The organism is Chryseobacterium pennae, from assembly GCF_003385515.1.
GTDB lineage: Bacteria > Bacteroidota > Bacteroidia > Flavobacteriales > Weeksellaceae > Chryseobacterium > Chryseobacterium pennae.
Genome location: NZ_QNVT01000003.1, coordinates 42883 through 66382 on the forward strand (window position 1 = coordinate 42883; position 23500 = coordinate 66382).

Consider the following 23500-nt stretch of genomic DNA (forward strand, 5'->3'; position numbering starts at 1 on the left):
AAGGATTTTTTGTTTTTTATGAAATTAATTTAGTGAAACCTTTACATTGTAATTTTTAAAAATTTCAAGAATTTCTGTAAATTTAGACTTGAATAGTTTTTTACTTGTTCGATGATTTATCCAAATTAATTCTGAAACGGATTCTACACCAAAATCACCACGAAGACAGTCATATAATGAAGCTAAATTACGACCGAAATATCCTCCAGGTCCATGAATTTCCTCTCCTAAGGTACAGAGAAAACTATCCAGATTATGAAATTCATTTCCATCAATCTGAATGGTAATATTTGTCTTTGGTGTGTTATTATTACTGTTGTTTAAAGCACATACAAGCCATCCCTGCAGTTCATCTTTTTTGAATGTTTTCCAAATGCTTTTTTTGGTGATCTCATTATTAATTTTCATATTCAAAGCTTTTTGAAAGCCTTTCGGATGTTGCCATACATGACCAAGAAAAGTGATATTATTATGTTTGGATTTGATGATCTTGATATTACTTACAAAAGTACGTGCTACAATATTTTTTTGTTCATCCAATACAGATATGTAACCATTGTTATCATAAGTTTTTGAAGAACTTTCTATAGCAGATTTAAAACTGGCTACATCATTAACATTGGCGAGTCTTACCTTTTTATAAGCAATGAGACAAGTTCCTTCAATATTCTTTACCTCATCTATAAAGCTAATGATTTTAGAGTTTTCACCCTGATCTAATTCAAATCCAAACATATAATTTATACTGATCGTTTTATTGTTTCACCACCTTATTTCCTACTCCGGTAAGAGAGGCATTAGGCTTTCCTGATTTTGTTCCTGAAGTTCTGTAGTATACTGTATTGTTACCACCTTCTATAGCAACATTGTCTACTTTATCAATGTATATTTTATTACCTGTTCCCGAAACTGAAATCTTTCTTGCACTTCCTTTAACCGTTACTGTATTGTCGCCTCCTGAAACCTCAACATTTCCACCATTAAGACTATAATTAAGGGTATGGCCTACACCGTCTACCTGTATTGTTTTCCCATTAGACTGTTCCACTCCTTTCGTGGATTCTGTTTTTCTGGATTGAGAAAATGCGGTTACTGTTCCTAGTAGCAGAAAGGCTAAAATGCCTGCTGTTTTAATACTTTTCATATTGAATTTGGTTTTTGTTGTGGGTAAATATAAGTACAAAATAATTTTCTCATAGTTAATCAAAAGTTAAATGATATCTTTTTTTGAGGATGACGTGAATCTATTTTAAAAGCGAGACTAGAATACTTTTTTTACTATTAATTTAAATCCAAAGATTTTATTTAGTGAAGAATCCTTGTCAAGGTTTAAAACCTTGACAAGGATATTAGATGTTTTTAACTTCAAGTTGACATCATTATAAAAAAGCCTCTAAAACTAGAGGCTTCAATCAAATCGTAAAAAATAGATTATTTAACAATAACTCTTTTAAGATGTCCTTCTGAAGTTTTCACAAGGTAAACTCCTGTAGAAAGGGTTGAAGTATTTATGGTCAAGGCATTTTTTTCTTTTCCAACCAGCTTTCCGGACATATCGTATAATTCATAGTTCTGTTTTCTGTTGAAATATAAAATATTTCCTTTATTCACAGGATTTGGGAAGACATTGAATGTTTCTTTTTCATATTTTACTTCACTGGTTGCTAAAGTTGGTAACTGAGCTACTTCATACATGGATAAAGTTCCGCTGATCTCATTGGCAATAATCACATAGCCTTTATGAGTGGTAGTGTTTTCCGGAGCGATATAGATAATTCCTTCAGGACCGTTATCTCCACCGTAAGCTGAGGTAGAGCGGGAATGTTTATAATCTGTGAAAGTAGGATTATTTGGATTGGTGATATTGTAAACCATTACACCGCCTGTTCTTTCGAGTGTGATAAAGGCATAAGTCTGTCCGTTTATTGTCCCAAGGGCTACACCTTCCGGTTCAGGACCTTTTGCCCGGCTTCTGCTTTTAATCGTGTTGGATTCATTATCGGCATTGAAAATCAAAGGATGTTTGGCAGCGATATATCTTTCAAACTGATCTCCACTGTCATACACCTGCTGTTTAGTATCTGCATTAAAAATAGAGAACGAGCGTGCTCCTAAAGCTGCAATTTCTTCAAAATCTGCATCACCATCTGTATTTCCTGTTGCAGATGAAACCCTAAATCTTCCCAGATTGTGAGATGCTTTTAATATGTTGGCATTAGGGAAAATAGCAGGATCTAAAGCATAACTATTTGCTCCTACTGTTGTTCTTTCACTATATCCCGAAAGATCTTTTTCATCCCCTTCATTAGCAGTGACAATATAATTGGTATTTCCTACTTTATAGTTTTGTACTGCATCAGGAAGATAGTAAGCTTTTACAGGCCAGTTGGCAATAAGAACTTCACCATTGTTGTCTGAAGCATCAAAACCATTCCCTGGAAGACTCATATCTTTTTTACCCAATCCCCAGATTCCGGTGATATTCTTAGTCGCAAGGTCAACCTCAGCAATGGCGTTGTTTTCCTGAAGAGTTACCCATGCTTTTTGGCTGTCTGCACTCACAGTAACATATTCCGGTTCCAGATCCTGGGAAAGTGTATTGTTGGTTCTTACTTTTCTTAACCCTGTAGCGGTTAAAGCAGCCAACTGAGAATCAAAATTATTAAAATTGAGTGTTGTTACATTACTTTGCGTAAGAGTACCAATTCCCCCTGAAATATCAATAATACTGATGGTTCCCTCAGGATCTACAGTGTAAGCATCATTAGGTTCACCTTCATTAGCTGTAATCACTTTTGTTCCGTCAGGAGTAAACGTTATCATATCCGGTAAAGCTCCTACAGTAACCTGTTTCAGGAAGTTTCCATTAATATCAAAAAATACTACAGAACCGTTCTGTTGCGGATTGGTATTTGGGGAAGCTGCTGCGATAATTCCATTTTTTACGGCGATGCTGGTAATTCCTCCATATGAAGCCATATTGATAGTATTAATTACCGAAGGACTGTTAGGATTACTGAAATCAATAATATCAAAAACATCTGTAAGAGAACTGATGGTAAACAGTCTTTGAGTTGCAGGATCATGAACAACAATCTCTGTGGAACTGTTATTGTTTCCGGAAGGATCAAAGCTTCCGATATAGTTCAGTTTGATCTCATTAGAAGGAGCAGGTGCCGGTTTATCATTGTCTACAATATAAATGGTTGCAGAGTTATCTCCTGAAATAATTGCTCCTGTTGGGTTTTCAAGGCTCACTACAAAATATTCAGCATTTTGTTCTTCTAATGTATCATCAATAATAGGGATATTGACTGTATAACTCGTTGCGGAAGGAGTGATATTGATGGTTTGATTGGCTAAGGTAAAATCATTATTGTCTGCCGTACTAAAAGGAGCAGGTTTAACAACAAGATTCACAGTTGCAGCAGAAGGATTTACTACATTAATTTTGAAAGCCAGTGTTCCTGCATTTTCATTTACTTTGATGAAATTTTTATCAAGAGCAATAGAGGTTCCGGCAGTTGTAAAGATAGAAGAAGTTGCTGCAGTTACGGCATTATCACTGAAATCCTCAATAGTATTGGGCTTAAGCGACAGATAATACGTTTGGTCCGGCACTAAGCCGGAAGTTGGGAGAATGGTGATGGTGTTGTTGCTAAAAGCCGTCGTAAAGGGAACCTGAGTGCCTGTAGCATTTCCAAGACGGAATTCTACAAGATTTTGTGCATTAGAATCGTTTATCGCAGAGTTATCTGTTAATCTTACATTTTCATTAAAAGAAATAGTAGGATTAACCGTTGTTGAAGCATTATTGGTATTGTTGACAGGAAGATAGGTGGTTGCAGGTGGAGTAGTATCAACACCTCCTGCTGGTGCTGCATCCACTGTAAAGTTATCGAAACGGTTGTTCCCCCCTGTTCCGCCTCCTGTTGCGGAGAATTCAACCTTTAATTTAAAGTTGGGGTTATTGGATACTCCTGCCACTGCAGAAAAATCAAAATTAATTAACTGCGGATTGGCATCCTGAGGGGTAACGGTCTGATACGGAACAAAAGTAGTTCCATCTGTTGTATAAGACCATGTTTGTGTTCCGGCTCCCTGTCCGGATCTTCTTGTTGTAAACTTTACAATAACATTATTGTATCCGGTTGTAGGCAGATTGAACTGTAAAACACCACCAATAGGATTGTTGAATCTTAAATGGGTACCGGATGCATCTCCGTTTCTGGCATTTAAATTATCAATATTAAAATTTTGTCCGGTACCGCCTGCAAAATCAATCACACTGGTACCTCCGGCTATAGCTACAAGAGCTCCGTTGGCTAATGTAGATGAAGGTGTTGTTATAGCGGTTTCAGAGGTGTTATTGTTAAAATTCCAGTAATGGATAAGCGTCTGTCCGAAAAGACCGGTCTGAAAAAAGAACGCGGCTGCGACTGACCCTTTTAATAGGTAGTTGTTGATCATTTTTGGCTTCAATTAGATAAATACAAAAATGAACTTTATGTTTGGTAACTATTTTAATGGAATTTTAAGAAATGTTTAAAAAATAGGTCTGTTTCTGATAAAATATAAAATGATGATAGACAAGAATCAGTTATTTTGAAGGTTTGCCGGAAAAATTTAACATTGTTCCTGACTTAGCTCCTTCCAAAGGATGTTTCTGCATATACAGAAACCCTGAAACTGCAGTCAGAACCAAGAGTACAAAAATAACCAGAACAATTCTTTTTAACATGTCTCTCATATCGCTAAATTTTTAATATCCCGAATTTCTAAAGTTGAAGAAGGATAGCCTTTTTTTACAGCATTGATCATAGCTTTTCCCACTTCATGTAAAGTTAGTGATTTTGACGGTAAAAAAATAGGAAAAAACCAAATAAAAGGTTTGAAAAACCATTTTACATTGATTTGGCCCTCAACAGGTTTCATAAATCCAGGTCTGAAATTGTAGGCTCCTTTAAAATTCATTTTCTTCAGAGTATTTTCTGTTCTCCCTTTTACTCTTGCCCACATCAGCTTTCCACTTTCTGTACTGTCGGTACTGGCTCCGGATACATAATTGAATACCATTTCTGGATTTTGATGTAAAACTGCTTCTGCAAAATGGATGGTGGTATCATATGTAATTCTGGTATAATCCTCTTCATTCATTCCTACACTGCTGATTCCGGCACAAAAGAAACAGGCATCATATCCTTTTAAGTTCTCGTCGTTGGTATCGATGGATAAAAAGTCCGGAATGAGATATTCTTTTAATTTAGAATGTTTTTTTCCAGATGGTTTTCTACTGATACTAAGGACCTCAGACACATTGGGATTTTCAAGGCATTCCAGTAAAACACCTTCACCTACCATTCCGGTAGCACCTGTAAGAATTATTTTAATTGAGCTCATTGTTTTGCTATTGATAGTTGTATGACGGATGAGAGTAGAGAATTACTTTAAAGATAAAAGATAAAAGATAAAAGATAAAAGATAAAAGATAAAAGATAAAAGATCTTGTCGTTAAACAACAATTCCCATATGTATATCCACACGGATATCAACATCAATAGGGGTAGGCTTTAACTCGCTCAATAAATAAGATAACCCAATTCCATTGGCTTTAGCCAAAACCTAAAAATAATGTGTTTATTTTCTGTTTGTGAGAATGTTGAGATTGCTTCGCTGCGCTCGCAATGACGGTTGAGGATGGTAAGGAAGTGGAATATTTTAGCCCTGATTGCAGCGGCATCCTTTTTTTGCTTGGTGATTTTGATGAGGGCGAAAAAGATACAGCGGAAAGCAGGAGTAGCTCCTGAAAAATAAAACCGGACAGAAACTGCCCGGCTTTACATGTAATTATGCTTTAAAACTATTTTTTATGCTGTAACTGACTGTAGATATTCTGGATTAAACCATCCGCTACAGAGATCTTTGGTACAAAAATCTTATTGATATCCGACCAGGCCATTACATTGTTGAAAATGCTTAAGGCGTGAACCAATACATCGGCTCTGTCTTCCCTAAGACTGTATTGAGTCATTCTTTCTTCTACCGAAAGTTCATTGAATTCTTTGTGAACCTTTTTCAGATGAGCTAGAGACATGGGCTTTCCGTCTTTAGTTTTGCTCATGGAGAATACTTTATTGATGTTTCCTCCTGATCCTATGGCTACAATTGGTTTTTTGCTGACAATATTCTGTTTGATTTCTTCTCTCATTTCTTTCCAGTTATCTATGGTAACAAGATTGTTGAGAAGACGGATCGTTCCGATATTGAAGGATCTTTCATACATCATTTTACCGTTTTCATAGAATGTAAGCTCTGTGGAACCTCCTCCTACGTCAATATATAAATACGCAAATTCTTTGTCAAGGCCTTCAGCAACATGGTTTTCATAAATTAGGGTTGCTTCTTCGTCTCCGGAAATAATCTCGATATTGATTCCGGAAGCTTCCTGTACCTGTCTGATGATTTCATCACCATTGGCAGCATCACGCATGGCACTGGTGGCGCAGGCTCTGTAATGGTCTACTTTATAGATCTTCATCAGGTCGCTGAAAATCTTCATGGAGTCGATGACCATTTGTTCTCTTTCGGGACCTATTTTTCCGATGGTGAATACATCCATACCTAATCTCAGAGGGATTCTCAGGAGATTCAGTTTGATGAATTCCGGTTTTTTATTGTTTATCTTTACTTCATTGATGAGAAGTCTGGCGGCATTACTTCCTATGTCTATTGCTGCTATCTTCATTTTTTGCTTGTTTTAGCCTTTAAATACTTATAGGTTTCTATTTGTGATCTACATTCTTTTTTATCATTTCTGATGTATTCGTTGCTTAGTTTTTTATCTAAAATTCTAGCCTTTACATTATCTCTAAGCTGAATATCAAGAATGTCTTTTAATTCTTTTTTAAGGTTTTTGTCGGTTATCTTGGCTGCGGCTTCAATTCTGTAATCAAGGTTTCTGGTCATCCAGTCAGCAGAGGAAATATATATATCTTCTACTCCTTTATTGTAGAAATACATTACTCTGGCATGTTCCAGATATTCATCTACGATACTGATGGCCTTGATTTTTTCTTTAAATTCCTTTTGGTTAACGGCACAGTAGATTCCCCTTACAATCAGTCTGATGACTACTCCTGCTGTGGCAGCATCATATAGTTTTTCAATTAATAGTCTGTCACTCAGTGAATTGGCTTTAACGATGATTTCTGCTTTTCTTCCGGCTTTAGCTTCCTCAATTTCCTTATCAATATGGTGAACAATCTTTTCACGCATAAATTGGGGGCAAACTAATAAATTTTTACAAGTTTTCAAAACCGGCAGGTAATCATCTTTTGGTTTTTTCAACACATTGAATACTTTATTGATATCTGCCATAATGCCACGGTCAGAAGTCATAAGTAAGTGGTCTCCATAAATTCTTGCGGTCTTTTCATTGAAATTTCCGGTACTTACAAATCCATACTGAATGGTTTTGTTATGGGCTCTTTTCTTGATGATGCAAAGTTTTGCATGAACCTTTTTATTTGGAAGCCCGATAAGTACGGTGATTCCTTCCGGTTCCAGCATATCTTTCCATTCCAGATTGGATTCTTCATCGAATCTTGCCTGAAGTTCGAGCATTACAGTTACTTCTTTCCCGTTTCTGGCTGCATAAATCAATGCATTACTGATTTTTGAGTTACTGGCCAGTCTGTAGGCTGTAATCTGTATAGATTTTACATCCGGATCCATGGCTGCTTCACGCAGAAGATCAATCACCGGATTATATTTATGATACGGGAAAGTAAGAAGTACATCTTCTTTCATGATCACATCGGTAACTCTTTCTCCATGCTCAAAGGCCTGGTGAGTGAAAGAAGTTCGTTCCACAGGTCTTGCATAGGTTTCAAAAACATCCGGAAAGTCCATGAAGTGTTTGAAGTTGTGAATTTTTCCTCCCGGAATAATGCTGTCTTTCTTTGTTAAGTTCAGTTTTCTGATCAAAAGCTCAAGCAAAGCCTTATCCATATCTTTGTCAAAAACAAATCGGGTAGGTTTCCCTTTTCTGCGGTTTTTAAGGCCTTTTTCTATTTTTTCTGCAAAGTTGGTACGAATGTCATTATCAAGGTCCAGCTCGGCGTCCTTCGTTACTTTAAAGGCATTAGCGGCAAACTCATCATATCCGAAATAAGAGAAAATGTGTGGTAAGTTGAAGGTAATTATGTCTTCCAGAAGCATTACATTTTTTTCTTCCGGATCTTCGGTGGGAAGCAGTACGAATCTTCCTACAAAGCGGGAAGGAATTTCAATAATGGCATAGTTGCTGGAATACTGCCAGTCTTTTTTTCTCATGGCTACTCCCAGATAGAGACTTTTATCTCTCAGGTAAGGCATTGGTGTATTTTCATGAAGAAGAATAGGAATCACATTAGATTCCACAACTTCATCGAAATAGTTTCTGACAAAATCCTTTTGTTTTGCGGTCAGGTTTTTGGAATTCTTGATGAATACTTTATGATCAGCCATTTCAGTCTGGATTGTTTTCCAGGTTTTATCGAAATTCAGCTGGTGTCTCATCACTATTTCATTAATTCGCTGAAGAATTTTGGAAGGTGGCTGATAAAAGGACTCGGAAATAACCTTTTCCTTAAAATCCATGGCACGCTTTAATCCGGCAACACGCACTCTGAAGAACTCATCCAGATTGTTGGAGAAGATTCCAAGAAAACGTATTCTTAAGTGTAAAGGAACTTTTTCATCCATGGCTTCCTGTAAAACTCTTTCATTAAAGGCTAACCATGTAATATCTCGTGGATTAAAGTGTAATGACATTCTAAATGTGTATATTTTATCAAAAATAATAATTCGTACAGTTTCTGTCCCTATTTCTTAGATTAAACTTTGATTAATTTTAATAATTTTGAAGCGTATGGTATTTCAGTAGAAAGCAGCTTTTGTTACTGATGATGTATTTGTAATATCTTTTTTATTTCCTCAACTTTTTTATACATTTTATTGAAGAAAATATACCTTGCTTTATTGTTAGAAGAAAGCAGTTCAGAATTTTTCAGAATCAAATCCAGGCTTTTTTCATAATTTCCACAGACTCTTTCATCCAATGTATAGTAATAGCTCAGGATATTGTAGGGTAAAAAGAGCATCTTTTGATCTGCAAATCTGATAAAGACACTATTGTTCATGATCAGGAGGTCATTTTGATATAAAGTAAGCGAGCCTTTTTTTTCGCTGATGACGTCTTCCTCTATCTGGGTAAGCATTTCTGTAATTTCTTCACAGATTTTCAGTGCATTATCAATATGAATGAGTTCCAGCTGATGAAAATAAAGAATCTGCTCGAGAAGTGTATAGATGGTGACATTGCTCCATATTTCGGTAGAATTTACATCATTATAGACTTCTGAAAGTAGCATTGCTTTTTGATTGATCTTTTCCGGAATTTCAAAACTTTCAAAACTTATCCGTTGTGAAAAAAAGACAACATCCATCAGCTTAAGCCAGGCATAAATCTTGAATTTTCTCAGATTCTCAAACCTCATAAAATAGAAAAGAGGAATATCTTTAGCCGCATAGATAAACTCTACATTCGGAGTGTTTTTTACCTTTTGCAGATTTCGGATAGAGGCTTCGAAATACATTTCCAGATCATCAATGTTGTAGATATCATGAATCTTGTTTAAAACAGCATTATTTAGATTTGAATTGTGAATCAGATCCAGTGAGACTCCAAAATGGGAAGCCAGTGAGATACCTTCATTCAGGGTGATGTGGCTTTTTCCACTGATTCTTCTATAGGCTGTATCATTGGAAAGCGCCAGTTTGTCAATCATGATTTCTACCAGGTTCTTCTTTCCCCCGGATTCTTTTAATAGCAGTTCAAAAAGGTTTTTCTGATAGTTTTTCATGGTAATTAGTGTTTGTTGTCAAAAATATCTAAAAAAAATAAATATTTGTTAGTTTTTAGATAATTAATCTTATTTATATCACCTCAATAGGATGCATTGTCCTTTCACAGCTGATTTGTTTTCTGGATTTTTGTATAGTTTAAAATATTGCTTATGAGAAAAAATTTACTACTAATTCTTTTCTTATTGGTTTCAATAGAAGGAATTAGATCACAGTCATTATCATTTGAGTATGATACTGGGGGAAATCAAATTGTAAGAAAATACTGTGCTTTATGTTTGTTTGCTGACAAACAGGCCCAAGTAGATCTACTGGCCAGTAAAAAGGAGTTTCCGCCTCCAGAGTATCAGGTCAAGATTTACCCAAACCCCACGAAAGATAAGGTAACCCTTGTCTGGTCTGCTGAGCTGGGTGCTATGATTCAGAAAGTGGAATATATAGCCTACAACTTCACCCAATACCGAGAGCTTACGTTTGATAAGAGAGAGAATAAGGTCATACTGGACCTTACGAATCAGCCAATCGGCATGTACGTGGTCGTTTTCCACTTGAGTACTGGGGAAAAACTGACTTACAAGATATTAAAACAATAACCAAGACGACGAACATGAGAATCAAATTCTACTTTTTGATAGCTCTACTCTCAGTAGTGGGGCTATTTAACGGACAATCTGTAGGGCAGATAGCAGGTGAAATATCAGTGTCTTCAACTGGAGGTGCCAATTATACAATTCCTATAGCTAATCTTCCGGGCATTAAGGATGTTACTCCCAATATTTCCCTTTCTTATTCCAGTCAATCAGGAAATGGAGTTGCGGGATGGGGCTGGAATATTGGCGGAATATCATCTATTACACGGGTAGCTTCAACAAAATTCCATGATGGAGTAATTGATGGGGTGAATTATAATAATAGTGACAGATTTGCTTTTGATGGGCAGAGGTTACTCTTGAAATCTGGCACTTATGGGGCTGATGGAGCAGAGTACCAGACGGAACAGTATTCAAATGTAAAAATCGTTTCCCACGGAAGTGTTGCCAATGGACCTGAATATTTTATGGTGTATTATCCAGATGGTAAAACGGCAAAATTTGGAGGTGGAAGTGGCTTTTTGGGCTCGAATACCTTTGAATGGAAGATGAATTACATTGAAGATGCTCAACAGAACAGAATCAAATTTATCTATGACAGCTACAATAATTATATCTATATCAAGACTATTGAATATGGTAACAATGCATCGGTAAATCCGGATAGCAGTCCGAATAAGATACAGTTTTACTATAAAGATGCAGCCCGAACAGATCAGGCTTATATTTATGGGGCAAGAAATATGTATTCACACAGAAAACTGGATAGGATAGAGGTAACAGGGAATGCTCAGCTTTACAGAAAGTATCAGTTAATGTATAGTGTTACTTCATTGAATTATGAAAGACTGGTGAGTATTTACCAATATAATGGAAGCGGTGAAACAATCAAGCCTGTTACTTTTGAGTATGATAACACTGAAAATGGTATTGCCAACAATTCCAAGACTATAACAGCTGTTTCTCCTGCGTATGATAAAAGCAACTGGCAATATACTTCAGGATATTTTGATAGTGATAGTTCGATTGATTTTATGACGTATCCTAATTCTAAGGATCAGCTTTACAGGTTCAATTCTGGACAACTCATTAATTCCAACTCTAATATTTCGGGAACGATGACCAGTGTTGAAAAATTCAAGGATATCTTTTCTACGAAATTGGTTTTACCTAATGATAAATACTATAATCTGGATGCGATATCTACTGTTATAAGCAATAATACAGGCTCGGTTACCAATGAGGAAATCATTAAAATAAACAATTATATTCCGAATGCCGCAAATTCACTTGACTTATCATTCACCAATTCATATAAATTTCCAACAGCAATAAATGACAGGTGTATTGTCATCAATGGAAGTAATACTTACTATTCCAGAATTCCAAAGGAATATTTTACAGGAGATTTTGATGGGGACGGAATTTCTGATATTGTAGCTGTAGTGCGACCTTATAGTGTGGAGCAGACCTATTATTGCGGACCTGCAAAGACGGCACCAGATAATAGACCACCACCAGACTGTTGTTCGCATGATATTACGGTTAATACATCTGAGGTCTTTCTGTTGAAATTAGATTCTCATAACTCAGCAGTACAATCTCCGGTGACTTTGGGCTATAATAGTGTAGTTACCGGTGAATCTCGAATTTATGTAGCGGATTTTGATGGAGATGGGATATCAGATTTATATATCGTTAATCCCGGACGAATTTTTGTGTATGGGATGAATAACGGAACTTTTACTCAAAAGGCCTCTTTTTCCCATAATCTTATCAAGAAGGATTTTCCCTGCTATCTTGCAGACTTCAATGGAGATGGAAAAACAGACCTGGTGTTTCCCATAGATAATGCCAATACCAATTGGTTTTTCATTGTAAGCTCCGGAGAATCGTTTGAGAGTAGTGTAAAAGATATAGGAACCAATTATTTTAAGCCTCAACTGGTCAATTCCTGTTATCCGGGACCATCACCCAATTCTCAGATTTGTGGGTATATGCTTCAGGTATACTATTATAATTTTGCAGATATCAATGGAGATGGAAGAGCTGATTTATTCTACCATGATATCCTGACTCCTCATAATGTACCAGACTATGGACCTGGGCAGAATGGAGCTTACCTGGCCTATGGAGATAATTATAGTATCAGGGATAAAGGAGGAGTCAAGTACAACATGGGAAGTAATGTGAATGGAATTCCTACTTTCTCAGCTTATGTTGATGGTTGGCAAAACAACTATACTTATGGAGGGGCTATTAACAAAGGAACCCCTATCTTTCTAACCAATTCCAATATTACCAATCAGAATCTAGATTATGCCTTTTTTGGTGGAGATAAGATCAAATATGTCTCATTCAAGAAAGATAACCGGGTAGATATGACCTTGAGAAAAATCAAGAGTAATGACTTGGTGACAGACATTACCTATGATACGGTTTTAGATGCAGGAAATGGGTCTGGAACATATACAGCTGACTCTTCTGAACAATATCCATACGTAAACCTTAATATTGCTCCATCAGTAAAGCTGGTAAAAAAAATTGAAAGAAGCTTTAATGGAGAATCTAAAATTCAGGAATACAGATATAAAGGTGCGGTGATGAACCTGGAAGGCTTAGGGTTTATGGGTTTTAAAGGGGTCGCTAAATCAGCTGTATTTGGTGGAACTATTACTCAGCCTCTTTGGACTGTCTCTCTACATGACATACAGAAAAGAGGAGTAATCAAGGAAAGCTATTTAAACGGAAGTGTTAATTTTGACTCTCCAAGTACTTTTATCTCAAAAACAGTTAATAGTTATACTACTTCACTACTACCCAATAAGGTCTTCGTGAATTTACCATCACAGATACAGCAAACGGATGTTCTGATGGGAACTGTTGTAAATCAGTATTATGATACTTATGATCCTTACAATAATCCTAAAAAGATGAGAACGGTAGCTAATGGTGGAGAAAAGATTACTTTGATTGATTATGAGGACAACCCGACAGGAATCGGGAATCAGTATTATATCGGAAGGCCTATAAAAAGTACAGAAACTCAAACATTGGGAACCGATGTATTTTCCACAGAGGCACTTTCCACTTATTCTAACGGGCTTGTTGCTCAAACCAAGAAAAAAGGAAATAATACAGATTATATCACCGAAGATTTTGTATATGATGTATTTGGAAATAATATACAGAAAACTCTTTCTACAACAGGTATAGCTCCACGTGTTGAGAAGATGCAATTTGATCCTACAGGAAGATTTCCTATCAAGACTACGGATGTTTTAGGAGCAGCTTCTACCTTTACTTATGATCCTGATTTTGGAATGTTGCTTTCCAGTACCAATAGTTTGAATCAGGCAGCTTCTAATGTTTATGATACCTGGCAACGAAAAATAGAAGAAAAGGATATCTATAATAATTCTACCAAGTACTATAATGAATGGATTATTTCCGGAGATTTCATCAATGGAATTAAATTAAGGGTGGTGGATGCTACAGGAGCTACCAAAGAAACATTAACCGACAACTGGGGCAGGGTACGTTTGGAAAGAGGATTATCCCTCAATGATAAATGGATAGAGAAAAGAACGGATTATGATGTGTTAGACAGACCATATAAAGTAAGTGATCCTTATTTTTCCACCACTTCACCAAGCAGATGGACGGTAACGGAATATGATGGATATGGAAGAATGGTTAAAAACATATATCCAACAGGAAAAATAATCACGACTTCATACAACGGATTATCCGCAACAGTTGTAGACGGACAAAAAACACAAACCATTACCAAGGATGAATGGGGTAACAAAGTTAAGATGGTTGACAATGGTGGAGCAATCGAGTATACTTATTATGCTAATGGGGGGCTGAAATCATCCAACTATGCCGGGCATATCATTAAGGTTGAACAGGATGGATGGGGCAGAAAAACAAAAACGTCCGATCCGTCAGTAGGAGGTGACTATACTTACGCATATGATGGTTTAGGGCAGCTTTTGGAAGAGAAAAACCCTAAAGGAAAAACGACATATGTCTATGATCAATACGGAAGAGCTATCCACAAAGAAGTTATGGGCGATAACACTGATATAATCGTTAATTTTAGCTATACAGCCCAGGGGTTGCTTGATTCTGAAACAGGAAATTCCAATGGTGTGAGCAACTCTTTTACCTATAAATATGACAGTTTTTATAGGGTCTCTGAACAGGAAGAAAATAATGGGGTAGCTACTTTCAGTAAACGATTTGTTTATGACAATTTTGGAAGAATCGCAAGAGAAAAGACGGAAACCGTTTTGGGTACCCTTTCCAGTATCGTTGATACCGAAAATATCTATGCTTCCTGCGGAATGTTGGTTGCTATAAATGACGGCAATGGAAAGGTAATCTGGAAGTTAAATAGCATTAATGAACAGGGGCAGGTGATTTCTGCCTATTTTGGTAATGGAACAGATATCAGTAATACCTATGATGCAAATTATTACCTGAGAGCGGTAAGGCATAAGAGTAGTGCAGGAATGATTCTATTCAATGAATACACTTTTGCAGCGAATGTAGGGTTATTGGAAAGTAGAAAGAATAATGTAATTACTGGTGGATGGCAGGAAGTCTTCAAATATGATAATCAGCTTAGGTTGATTTTATGGACAGATCCAAACGGAACCCAATCACAAAAATATGATACTTATGGAAGGATTGTTAACAATAGCCAGGTAGGTGAGTATAAATATACAGAAGGAAACAGATATAGAAAAAAAGGAATCAATTTAAATGCGATTGGTGACAGCTACTATAAGGTGAATCAGTTGCAGACAGTCTCCTATAATGCCTATAGAAGTCCGGTGAGCATTGCGCAGGATGGAGACGAAATGGTGAAATTCAGTTATAATATCCGTCAGTCAAGAGCAACTTCAGAATATGATTATAATAAAACCTTTTCATACTACGGAAAATATAAGATGTATTCAGATGATAAGACGGTGGAAATCATTACGAATTCTTTTCCTGGAAAACCTTCTGATGGTTTTGTAAGTACAAGAATTATTACCTATATCGCAGGAGATCCTTATTCAGCTCCTGCTGTGTATATCAAAGATTTTAATCCTAAAGAGCAAGTACTTACTGAAAGTATTCATTATCTTCATAGAGACTATCAGGCAACTATTCTTGCCATTTCTGATAAAGAAGGAAAAATAGAGGAAAGAAGACACTTTGACCCTTGGGGAAATTTGGTATATCTGGAAAAAGATGGGGTAAAAGTAGATGTTAAGAAAGGAGCTCGTGACTTATTTATAGAAAGAGGGTACACAGGACATGAGCATTTCTTCCAGGTAGGGCTTATCCATATGAATGGAAGAATATATGATCCTAAGTTGCATACTTTCTTATCAGTAGACAATAACATACAGGATCCTTTTAATACTCAAAACTATAACAGGTATGGGTATGTACTCAATAACCCATTGATGTATACCGATCCTAGTGGAGAATTCTTTTGGATTGCTGCCCTCATCTATGCTGCTGTAAACCTTACCGTTGATTTGATTGCCACGAAAGGAAATATGAATTTCGGACAAATTGCCTTATCCATTCATAGAGGAGCGGAAAGTGGCTTGTTGGGTGGGGCTACGTCCATCGTAGGAGCTATAATCGGAGCTGTAGCATTACAGGCAAGTAAGCTCATACCTTCCATCCCTATCATACAGGAGGAAAACTTTTATTTGGGTATTTCTTTCAATGTATCGTATGGAAATGGGTTTGGGTTTGGAGCAAGTATTGATACTACTTATAAGATGGGAGACTTTAATCTTTCCAATAGTTATGGTATTTCCTATTATGGCTATCATGGGGGAACCGGGCTTAGCGGATGGGAATATAGAAAATCTATAGTGTTTAATTATGATGACGGAAAGTTGGGCTTTTCTTTAGGATCAAACTGGTGGACAGGTTCCGGACAAATGTCTGAACTGACTCAAAAAACAGGATTGGTAGGGTTTCATTGGGGAGACTTTAGGTTTATGTATGAAAACGATGGCGGTATTCTGGTAAAAGAATTGGGCTTAGGGGATAGAGGAGACAGCTACAGAACAGCTGCCCTGAACCTGAGTATAGGAGACTATAGCGCTGGGTTCAGTTTAATGACGGGCTATAGAGGTCTTGATAACCAGGCTGTAGAAGAGGAATCCAGGATAATGAATAATAAAGGAAAACTTGTGAACCCTGTAATGAATGAAAGAGATGGTTTTGGAAGGAAGTTCAAATATAGTTTTGTAAACGAAACTGGAACACCTTACAGATTAGGAGCGTTATATGTAGGGTATAAAGGATACCGTGTGGGAGTTAATTCCGAACATGTGAGACATGCCATCCAGAATCGGGCTATCCACGGACTTATCAAGGACAAAGGATTTGTAAACCAGTCCTGGAATTGGCAGCCTTATTTTCAATATAAAACCCCTAGTATGTTTACTACATGGTAATGAAAATGAAAGAATTAATATGCATTTTTTTTATGTTTCTTGTTAATCAGAACTGCAAGGCTCAAAAAAAAATAAATTGTCAGGATTTAAATATCAATGATCTATTTTCAATTGTGGATACAACAATAACGTATAAAATTGTTCCCATGGCAGATTCATGGAATGATTCTAATGCTTTTTTGCAATTCAAAAAAAATGGGGAGACCAGATATCTTTCAAAGACTGATTATAATAATGATATTGTTGTAGTTCCGTCTGCTTACAGAAGAGGAAAATTCTATGTAGACAAGAAAAACAAGCACCTTATTATAAATGAATATTTTAAAAACCCTCAGGGAGGAGGTTGGATCAAAAAAATCCTTGTAGGAAAAACTGATGGTATTTTGTTTTTTAGATTTGAAAATTCATGTAACAAGTCCATCAAATTAGTCCCATTGAATTAATATTCATAAAAAAGACAGAATGCCGATTCATTGATATGAAAAAATTTCCATATTGATTTAATAAAACCTCGATTTAATCGGGGTTTTTATTTTTATTGTGTCATTTTGTCACAAAACGGGATATGGTACAAATGTTGTGAAATAGTGAGTGTAAATTAAATATAAAAATTAGAAAAAATAAAAATATTATGAGTAAAATAATTGGAATTGACTTAGGAACAACCAACTCTTGTGTTGCTGTAATGGAGGGTAAAGACCCTGTTGTTATTCCTAACGCAGAAGGTAAGAGAACTACTCCTTCTATCGTAGCATTTACAGAAGATGGAGAAAGAAAAGTAGGTGATCCTGCAAAAAGACAGGCTGTAACGAATCCAACAAAGACTGTTTACTCTATCAAAAGATTTATCGGAACACACTTCAAAGAAGATGCTAAAGAGATTTCAAGAGTACCTTACAAAGTAGTTGCTGGTCCAAATGATACTGTAAAAGTAAAAATCGACGATAGAGAATATACGCCACAGGAAATTTCTGCAATGACACTTCAGAAAATGAAGAAAACTGCTGAAGATTACCTTGGACAGGAAGTAACAAGAGCGGTAATTACTGTTCCTGCATATTTCAACGATGCTCAAAGACAAGCTACTAAAGAAGCTGGAGAAATTGCAGGTCTTAAAGTAGAAAGAATTATCAACGAACCTACAGCTGCAGCATTAGCTTACGGTTTGGATAAGGCTCACAAAGATCAGAAAATCGCTGTATATGACCTTGGTGGTGGTACTTTTGATATCTCTATCCTTGATTTAGGAGACGGTGTATTTGAGGTATTGTCTACAAACGGTGATACTCACTTAGGAGGTGATGACTTTGATGATGTAATTATCAACTGGATGGCAGACGAATTCAAAGCTGAAGAAGGTGTTGAATTGAAAGCTGATCCAATTGCTTTACAAAGATTAAAAGAAGCTGCTGAAAAAGCAAAAATCGAATTGTCTGCTTCTGCACAAACTGAAATCAACCTTCCTTATATCACTGCTACAGCTACAGGTCCTAAACACTTAGTGAAGACTTTAACTAAAGCTAAATTTGAGCAATTATCTGCTGACTTGGTAAGAAGATCTATGGAACCGGTTGCTAAAGCATTGAAAGATGCAGGTTTATCTACTTCAGATATCGACGAAGTAATCCTGGTAGGTGGTTCTACAAGAATCCCAATCATTCAGGAAGAAGTTGAGAAATTCTTCGGTAAAAAACCTTCAAAAGGAGTTAACCCGGATGAGGTTGTAGCCATTGGTGCAGCAATCCAAGGTGGTGTTTTGACTGGAGATGTAACTGACGTACTTTTATTAGACGTTACGCCACTTTCTTTAGGTATCGAAACAATGGGTTCTGTTTTCACTAAATTGATTGAAGCGAACACTACCATCCCAACTAAAAAATCTGAAGTATTCTCTACAGCTTCTGACAACCAGCCGGCTGTAAGCATCAGAGTAGGACAGGGAGAAAGACCTATGTTCAACGATAACAAAGAGATTGGTAGATTCGACCTTTCAGATATTCCACCAGCACCAAGAGGAGTTCCTCAAATTGAAGTAACTTTTGATATCGATGCTAATGGTATCCTGAATGTATCAGCTAAAGATAAAGGAACTGGTAAAGAACAGAATATCAAAATTCAGGCATCTTCAGGTCTTTCTGACGAGGAAATTGAAAGAATGAAAAAAGAAGCTCAAGAAAATTCTGCAGCAGATAACAAGAGAAAAGAAGAAGTTGAAGTATTCAACAAAGCTGACGGATTGATCTTCCAGACTGAAAAGCAATTGAAAGAATTCGGTGAAAAACTTTCTGCTGACAAAAAAGCAGCAATCGAAGCAGCTCACGGAGAATTGAAAACGGCTTTCGAAGCTAAAAATGTAGATGACGTAAAAGCTAAAACTGAAGCGTTAGATGCAGCATGGATGGCAGCTTCTGAAGAATTATATGCAGCAGGTCAACAGCCGGGTGCTGATGCAGGTGCTCAAAACGCTGGCGCAAACAATGCCGGAGGTGAGGATGTACAGGATGCAGACTTCGAAGAAGTAAAATAATTATTGATTAACAACAGTTAATAAAATATATAAAACCGTCTTAGAGAATTTTCTAAGACGGTTTTTGTTTTTATTGGAGTCATTAGCCAAGTGTTTATATACGTTTTGTTTTATGATTTATTTATTATTTTCAAATTATAAATTTCTAAGAGTTGTGATTAATAATAAATAGTATATTTGAGGATTAGACGATGTTTTTAGTAAAAAAATATGCATATGAGAATAAAATTCATCTTTTTGTCTTTATTATTATTCAGTTTTGCGAATTCTCAGATTATTTCCGGCAAAATTATTTCTAACGAAAATAACCAGGTGATTTCTTACGCAAGAATTGGAGTTGAAAATGAAAATATTGGAGCACTTACAGATGAAAATGGAAATTATAGCATTGACGTATCCAATATTGATAAATCTAAGAAAATAATTGTTCAATTAGGTGGTTATAACTCTTTTGAACAAAATATCAAAGACTTTATCAATTCAAATAATCATACTATTATTCTTAAAGAAAAAGTTAACGAAATTGCTGAATTAAAATTAACTCCAAAAACTTTTGAAAGTAAAAATATTGGAGTCAAATCAAAAGCAAAGAATATGCTGTATGGATTTAGCTCGAATGGCTCTAATCAAGCAGCTTATAAGGAATTTGCAATCCCATTTTCAAACAAAAAAAAAGTAAAAATTGAGAAAATACACCTTAATATAGCAAAGTTTAAAACAGATAAGCCAATCGTTCTCAATTTCAATGTTTATTCTAAAAAAGATAAACAGCCTGGAACGTCTATTCTTTTGGAAAATCTCAGCACAGAAATAAAGGGAGATAAAATCATAGACGGGACATTTACTTTTGACTTAAATGATTATTCTGTTTGGGTTGATAAAGAAGATTTTTATGTTTCTGTACAGGTTATGAGTGGATTTAAAGGCGATTTTGGTTTTAGTGCTGCACTATTAAGAACTGTTTTTGAAAGAAATTTTTATAGCAATTGGGAAAAAATATCTGCGGGAAGCCCAGCAATTAATATTGATGTGAAAATTGAAAAAGAAAAGAAGCCTGCAACATAGTTTTATTATCATAGCTTGTGAGAAGATTTATGTAACCCATTGTTAAGGCATTATATACAACTGATCGATACAGATGTCAAAACGCTAAAAGGTTCAGGTGTACTGAAGACGCACTCTGAAGAAGTAATTAACATTTAGTTATTGTTATTAATCTTTTTATATATATAAAAGAGTATTTATTTTGAACTACTATTAATACTGATGAATTAATTATTTGTCTATATTTACTGTGCTTTTTTTTCGATATGTTTTTATTAGCAAAATAATATGAAGTATATTTTTTGTTTCTATTTATGTTTTATAAGTCTTTTTGTAGCAGGTGCTGAAACCTCATTCTCATTACCATACTCAGGAAAGGTTAAAACAAGTTTTTCTCCATCCTTCACTTTATTTAATGATCCTCAGAAAGAAGCAAATGATATTAATTATTTGTTGAATCAGGCCGATAGTCTTATGTTCAGAGATTATAAAAGATCTTTAAACTATGCCAGAAAAGCTAGTCTGCTTGCTGAAAAAAACGGCGATTCTGAAAAAAAAGCCCTAGCTTATTATTATATCATTAGAAATCACTTTTTTTATCGTGAGTTAAAAGAAGCCTATTCTTATATTGAAAAAGGGATGAAAGAAGAGGCTGTGAAAACCAATCCGCTCTATAAAACATTATTTACAGAAGCAACAGCCACCTATTATGGTCTTATATCTCTGCCAAATAAGCAATTGGAAGAAGAATTTAAGGTTTTAAAGCTGCTCTCTAATGGAAAAGATATTAATTCGAAAATTCTGAAAGCTAATACTTATATGACGATTGGAGATGCTTATATCGATATGGAGGATTATCAGTCGGCTCATCTCTATGCTGATAAATCTATAGCTTACATTGAAAAGATCCCTGAGAAAGAGTATCTGAATGTTAAACGAATGTACTGGCGTAAAGCTTATATCTATTTTTATAAAGCATGGATCTATTTACAGCAGGAAAAACCTAAGGAAGCCTATCCTTTTATTAAGAAAGCCTATGATCAGGCATTAATTGAAGATCTTGCTTATACATCTCCTTTTCTGGAGGCGTATGGAGATTATTATTTTCAGACAGGTAGCTATCATAAAGCTATTGAATATTATCAGCAGACCATGGATAATAAGTCCCTGATGGGACATTCTGCAGAATATGTTCAGTCAAAAATAGCCTCAGCATACCGGATGTTGGGTGATCACGATAAAGAAAAAGTCTATTTAAAAAAATCGACAGATCAATTTAAAAAAAGTGCTTCAGAAGGCAGGATGCGTATTCAGGAAGGACTGGAAAATATACAGAAAGAGCAGGCTGAGAAAATTATTGAAACAGAAAATGGTAATAAAATTACTCTTACTCTTATCATTATTATCGCTATTGTAATATTAGTTTGGGCTCTCATTCGAAACCGAAATCTTAGAAAAAGGAAGAGAGCAATTATTAAAGAAAAAGAAAATCAGCTTCAACATAAAAATACCATCATTACAGAAAGAGAATATGCTATTGAGAAACTTCAGTTACAGGTTAATGAATCATTTTCTGAGCTGATACAGATGGCTAAAGAAAACTCTCCGCAGTTCTTTGCCCGTTTTCAGGAAGTATATCCGGAAGTATATGAAAAAATGCTTGCGATGAATCCAAGGATTAAAGTTCCGGAGCTTACCTTTTCTGCTTTTTTATATCTTGGATTTTCTACCAAACAAATTGCAACGTACACTTCAGTAACGGTTCATGCTGTAGAAATACGGAAAACCCGATTCCGGAAAAAATATAATATCCCTTCAGATATAGATTGTAATGCCTGGATGAAGAACCTGGTGAAATAATATAGGACGGTTTTTAAAATTATAAAGTCATCATGACCATGAACAAAAGTCTTTTAAAAAAGGAAACTGCAGATTTTATTATTGCGAGAGTTAAGAACTTATCAGCAGTTCACCAACCTCAGTGGGAAACAATGACTGCCAGTGAAATGCTTCTTCACTGCAACTCGTGTAACCGGCAAATTCTGGAAGAAAGCAGAGGGAATAAAAAAACTCAGATAAAACAGTACCTGTTGAGAATCTTTGCGTTGTATATCGCTCCCAATTTTTAAAAGAATATTCAGGGCCAACCGGAACATCATACCAAAGGCAAAGCAAATGACCTTGATTTTGAAACGTATCGAAAAGAATTTATTCATTTAATGAATGAATTTCCTATGAACACCCGGTGTTTAACTCTTTCTCATCCTACTTTTGGAAATATTTCAACCCGGAATGGGGAATTGCGGCATACAAACATATGGATCATCATTTGAGACAATTCGGAGTGTAAATCTTTAGTTCTACTGATTTGGCCTTACGTATTTTAAAAATCCTAATCGGTGATCGACTGGGATTCTTTAGAATAATCTCTTTCTGTTTTACGAACTATCTTTCCAGAGTTGGTAATAACTCATCCAGGTTCTGCATACACATGGTAAACCCTTCTTTGAATCCCATCTGAATCATCGTTTCTATATCTTCAAGGCTGTCATGCTGAAGAGTGATATTTACAGTAGTGATACCATTTTTTTCTGAAAAAATATTGGTCCAGTGAGAACGCGGTTTTTCCGTATTTTCTTTTCCGTTTTCGTCACAGAAAGCATCCAGCCATGTTAATGATTTCAGCTTATCTATTTTATCATAGTCTGCTTTACACCAAAGCTTTTCATCTTCCGGGCTCACCATTGCGTAAAGCCACATTCCGCCTTCTACAAAGTGTAAAGATTTTGTTTCAACGTGGTAAGGTTTGGGTGCCCACCATTGATCTAATAATTCGGCGGTAGTCCATGCCTGCCAAACCAGTTCAAGATTGGCATTGAATTCCCGTTCTATAACGATCGTGTTATTTTCCTTGTTTACAGAAAAATTAAATAAAAGGTTCGTTTTCATAT

General features: G+C 35.8%; 16 protein-coding genes. 7 read left to right on the forward strand and 9 right to left on the reverse strand.

The window, feature by feature from the left end; genetic code table 11:
* Positions 1-24: 24 nt before the first annotated feature.
* The 8 genes from DRF65_RS28790 to DRF65_RS04795 all read right to left on the reverse strand — a co-directional run bounded on the left by DRF65_RS28790 (position 25) and on the right by DRF65_RS04795 (position 9905).
* Positions 25-735, reverse strand: coding sequence for a barstar family protein (locus DRF65_RS28790; RefSeq protein WP_228438528.1), 711 nt, complete (start codon positions 733-735; stop codon positions 25-27).
* Between the two features lie 19 nt (positions 736-754).
* Positions 755-1144 carry a DUF3060 domain-containing protein gene (locus DRF65_RS04770; protein WP_115969285.1) on the reverse strand — a complete coding sequence of 130 codons (390 nt, stop codon included), beginning with the start codon at positions 1142-1144 and terminating at the stop codon, positions 755-757.
* A 287-nt stretch (positions 1145-1431) separates the two neighbouring features.
* The gene (locus tag DRF65_RS04775; protein ID WP_115969288.1) at positions 1432-4470 is read right to left on the reverse strand and encodes a choice-of-anchor I family protein; all 3039 of its coding nucleotides are present in this window, start codon (positions 4468-4470) and stop codon (positions 1432-1434) included.
* Positions 4471-4600: 130 nt separating this feature from the next.
* Positions 4601-4750 (reverse strand): hypothetical protein, encoded by a 150-nt coding sequence (locus DRF65_RS28380; RefSeq protein WP_165852170.1) that lies wholly within the window; start codon positions 4748-4750, stop codon positions 4601-4603.
* Entirely contained in the window at positions 4747-5400 is a 654-nt protein-coding gene (locus DRF65_RS04780) for an NAD-dependent epimerase/dehydratase family protein (RefSeq protein WP_115969290.1), read from the reverse strand. The genes DRF65_RS28380 and DRF65_RS04780 overlap by 4 nt, the downstream gene beginning before the upstream one ends.
* Before the next feature lie 460 nt (positions 5401-5860).
* The gene (locus tag DRF65_RS04785) at positions 5861-6745 is read right to left on the reverse strand and encodes a Ppx/GppA phosphatase family protein (protein WP_115969293.1); all 885 of its coding nucleotides are present in this window, start codon (positions 6743-6745) and stop codon (positions 5861-5863) included.
* Complete coding sequence (ppk1, locus tag DRF65_RS04790) at positions 6742-8814, reverse strand: polyphosphate kinase 1 (protein ID WP_115969296.1); 2073 nt, start codon at positions 8812-8814, stop codon at positions 6742-6744. Before ppk1 ends, DRF65_RS04785 begins: the two co-directional genes overlap by 4 nt.
* A 125-nt stretch (positions 8815-8939) precedes the next feature.
* The gene (locus DRF65_RS04795) at positions 8940-9905 is read right to left on the reverse strand and encodes a hypothetical protein (protein WP_115969298.1); all 966 of its coding nucleotides are present in this window, start codon (positions 9903-9905) and stop codon (positions 8940-8942) included.
* Between the two features lie 153 nt (positions 9906-10058).
* On the opposite strand from DRF65_RS04795, the gene DRF65_RS04800 reads away from it, so the two are divergent.
* The 7 genes from DRF65_RS04800 (at position 10059) to DRF65_RS28795 (ending at position 22678) form a co-directional block, all read left to right on the forward strand.
* Entirely contained in the window at positions 10059-10499 is a 441-nt protein-coding gene (locus tag DRF65_RS04800) for a T9SS type A sorting domain-containing protein (protein WP_115969300.1), read from the forward strand.
* A 35-nt stretch (positions 10500-10534) separates the two neighbouring features.
* Positions 10535-16978: a polymorphic toxin type 23 domain-containing protein gene (locus tag DRF65_RS04805; protein WP_165852171.1), complete on the forward strand. Its 6444-nt coding sequence runs from the start codon at positions 10535-10537 to the stop codon at positions 16976-16978.
* A 146-nt stretch (positions 16979-17124) separates the two neighbouring features.
* Positions 17125-17421: a hypothetical protein gene (locus DRF65_RS04810; protein ID WP_123947278.1), complete on the forward strand. Its 297-nt coding sequence runs from the start codon at positions 17125-17127 to the stop codon at positions 17419-17421.
* 188 nt (positions 17422-17609) lie between these two features.
* Positions 17610-19505 carry a molecular chaperone DnaK gene (dnaK, locus tag DRF65_RS04815; RefSeq protein WP_115969306.1) on the forward strand — a complete coding sequence of 632 codons (1896 nt, stop codon included), beginning with the start codon at positions 17610-17612 and terminating at the stop codon, positions 19503-19505.
* A 216-nt stretch (positions 19506-19721) separates the two neighbouring features.
* Positions 19722-20570, forward strand: coding sequence for a carboxypeptidase-like regulatory domain-containing protein (locus DRF65_RS04820; protein ID WP_165852172.1), 849 nt, complete (start codon positions 19722-19724; stop codon positions 20568-20570).
* Positions 20571-20837: 267 nt separating this feature from the next.
* Positions 20838-22409, forward strand: a complete 1572-nt coding sequence (locus DRF65_RS04825) for a tetratricopeptide repeat protein (protein WP_115969310.1) — start codon at positions 20838-20840, stop codon at positions 22407-22409.
* A gap of 32 nt (positions 22410-22441) precedes the next feature.
* Positions 22442-22678, forward strand: a complete 237-nt coding sequence (locus DRF65_RS28795) for a hypothetical protein (protein ID WP_228438530.1) — start codon at positions 22442-22444, stop codon at positions 22676-22678.
* Between the two features lie 316 nt (positions 22679-22994).
* Here the strand turns inward: DRF65_RS28795 and DRF65_RS04835 are convergent, their stop codons facing one another.
* Positions 22995-23498: an SRPBCC family protein gene (locus tag DRF65_RS04835; protein ID WP_115969312.1), complete on the reverse strand. Its 504-nt coding sequence runs from the start codon at positions 23496-23498 to the stop codon at positions 22995-22997.
* Positions 23499-23500: the final 2 nt, after the last annotated feature.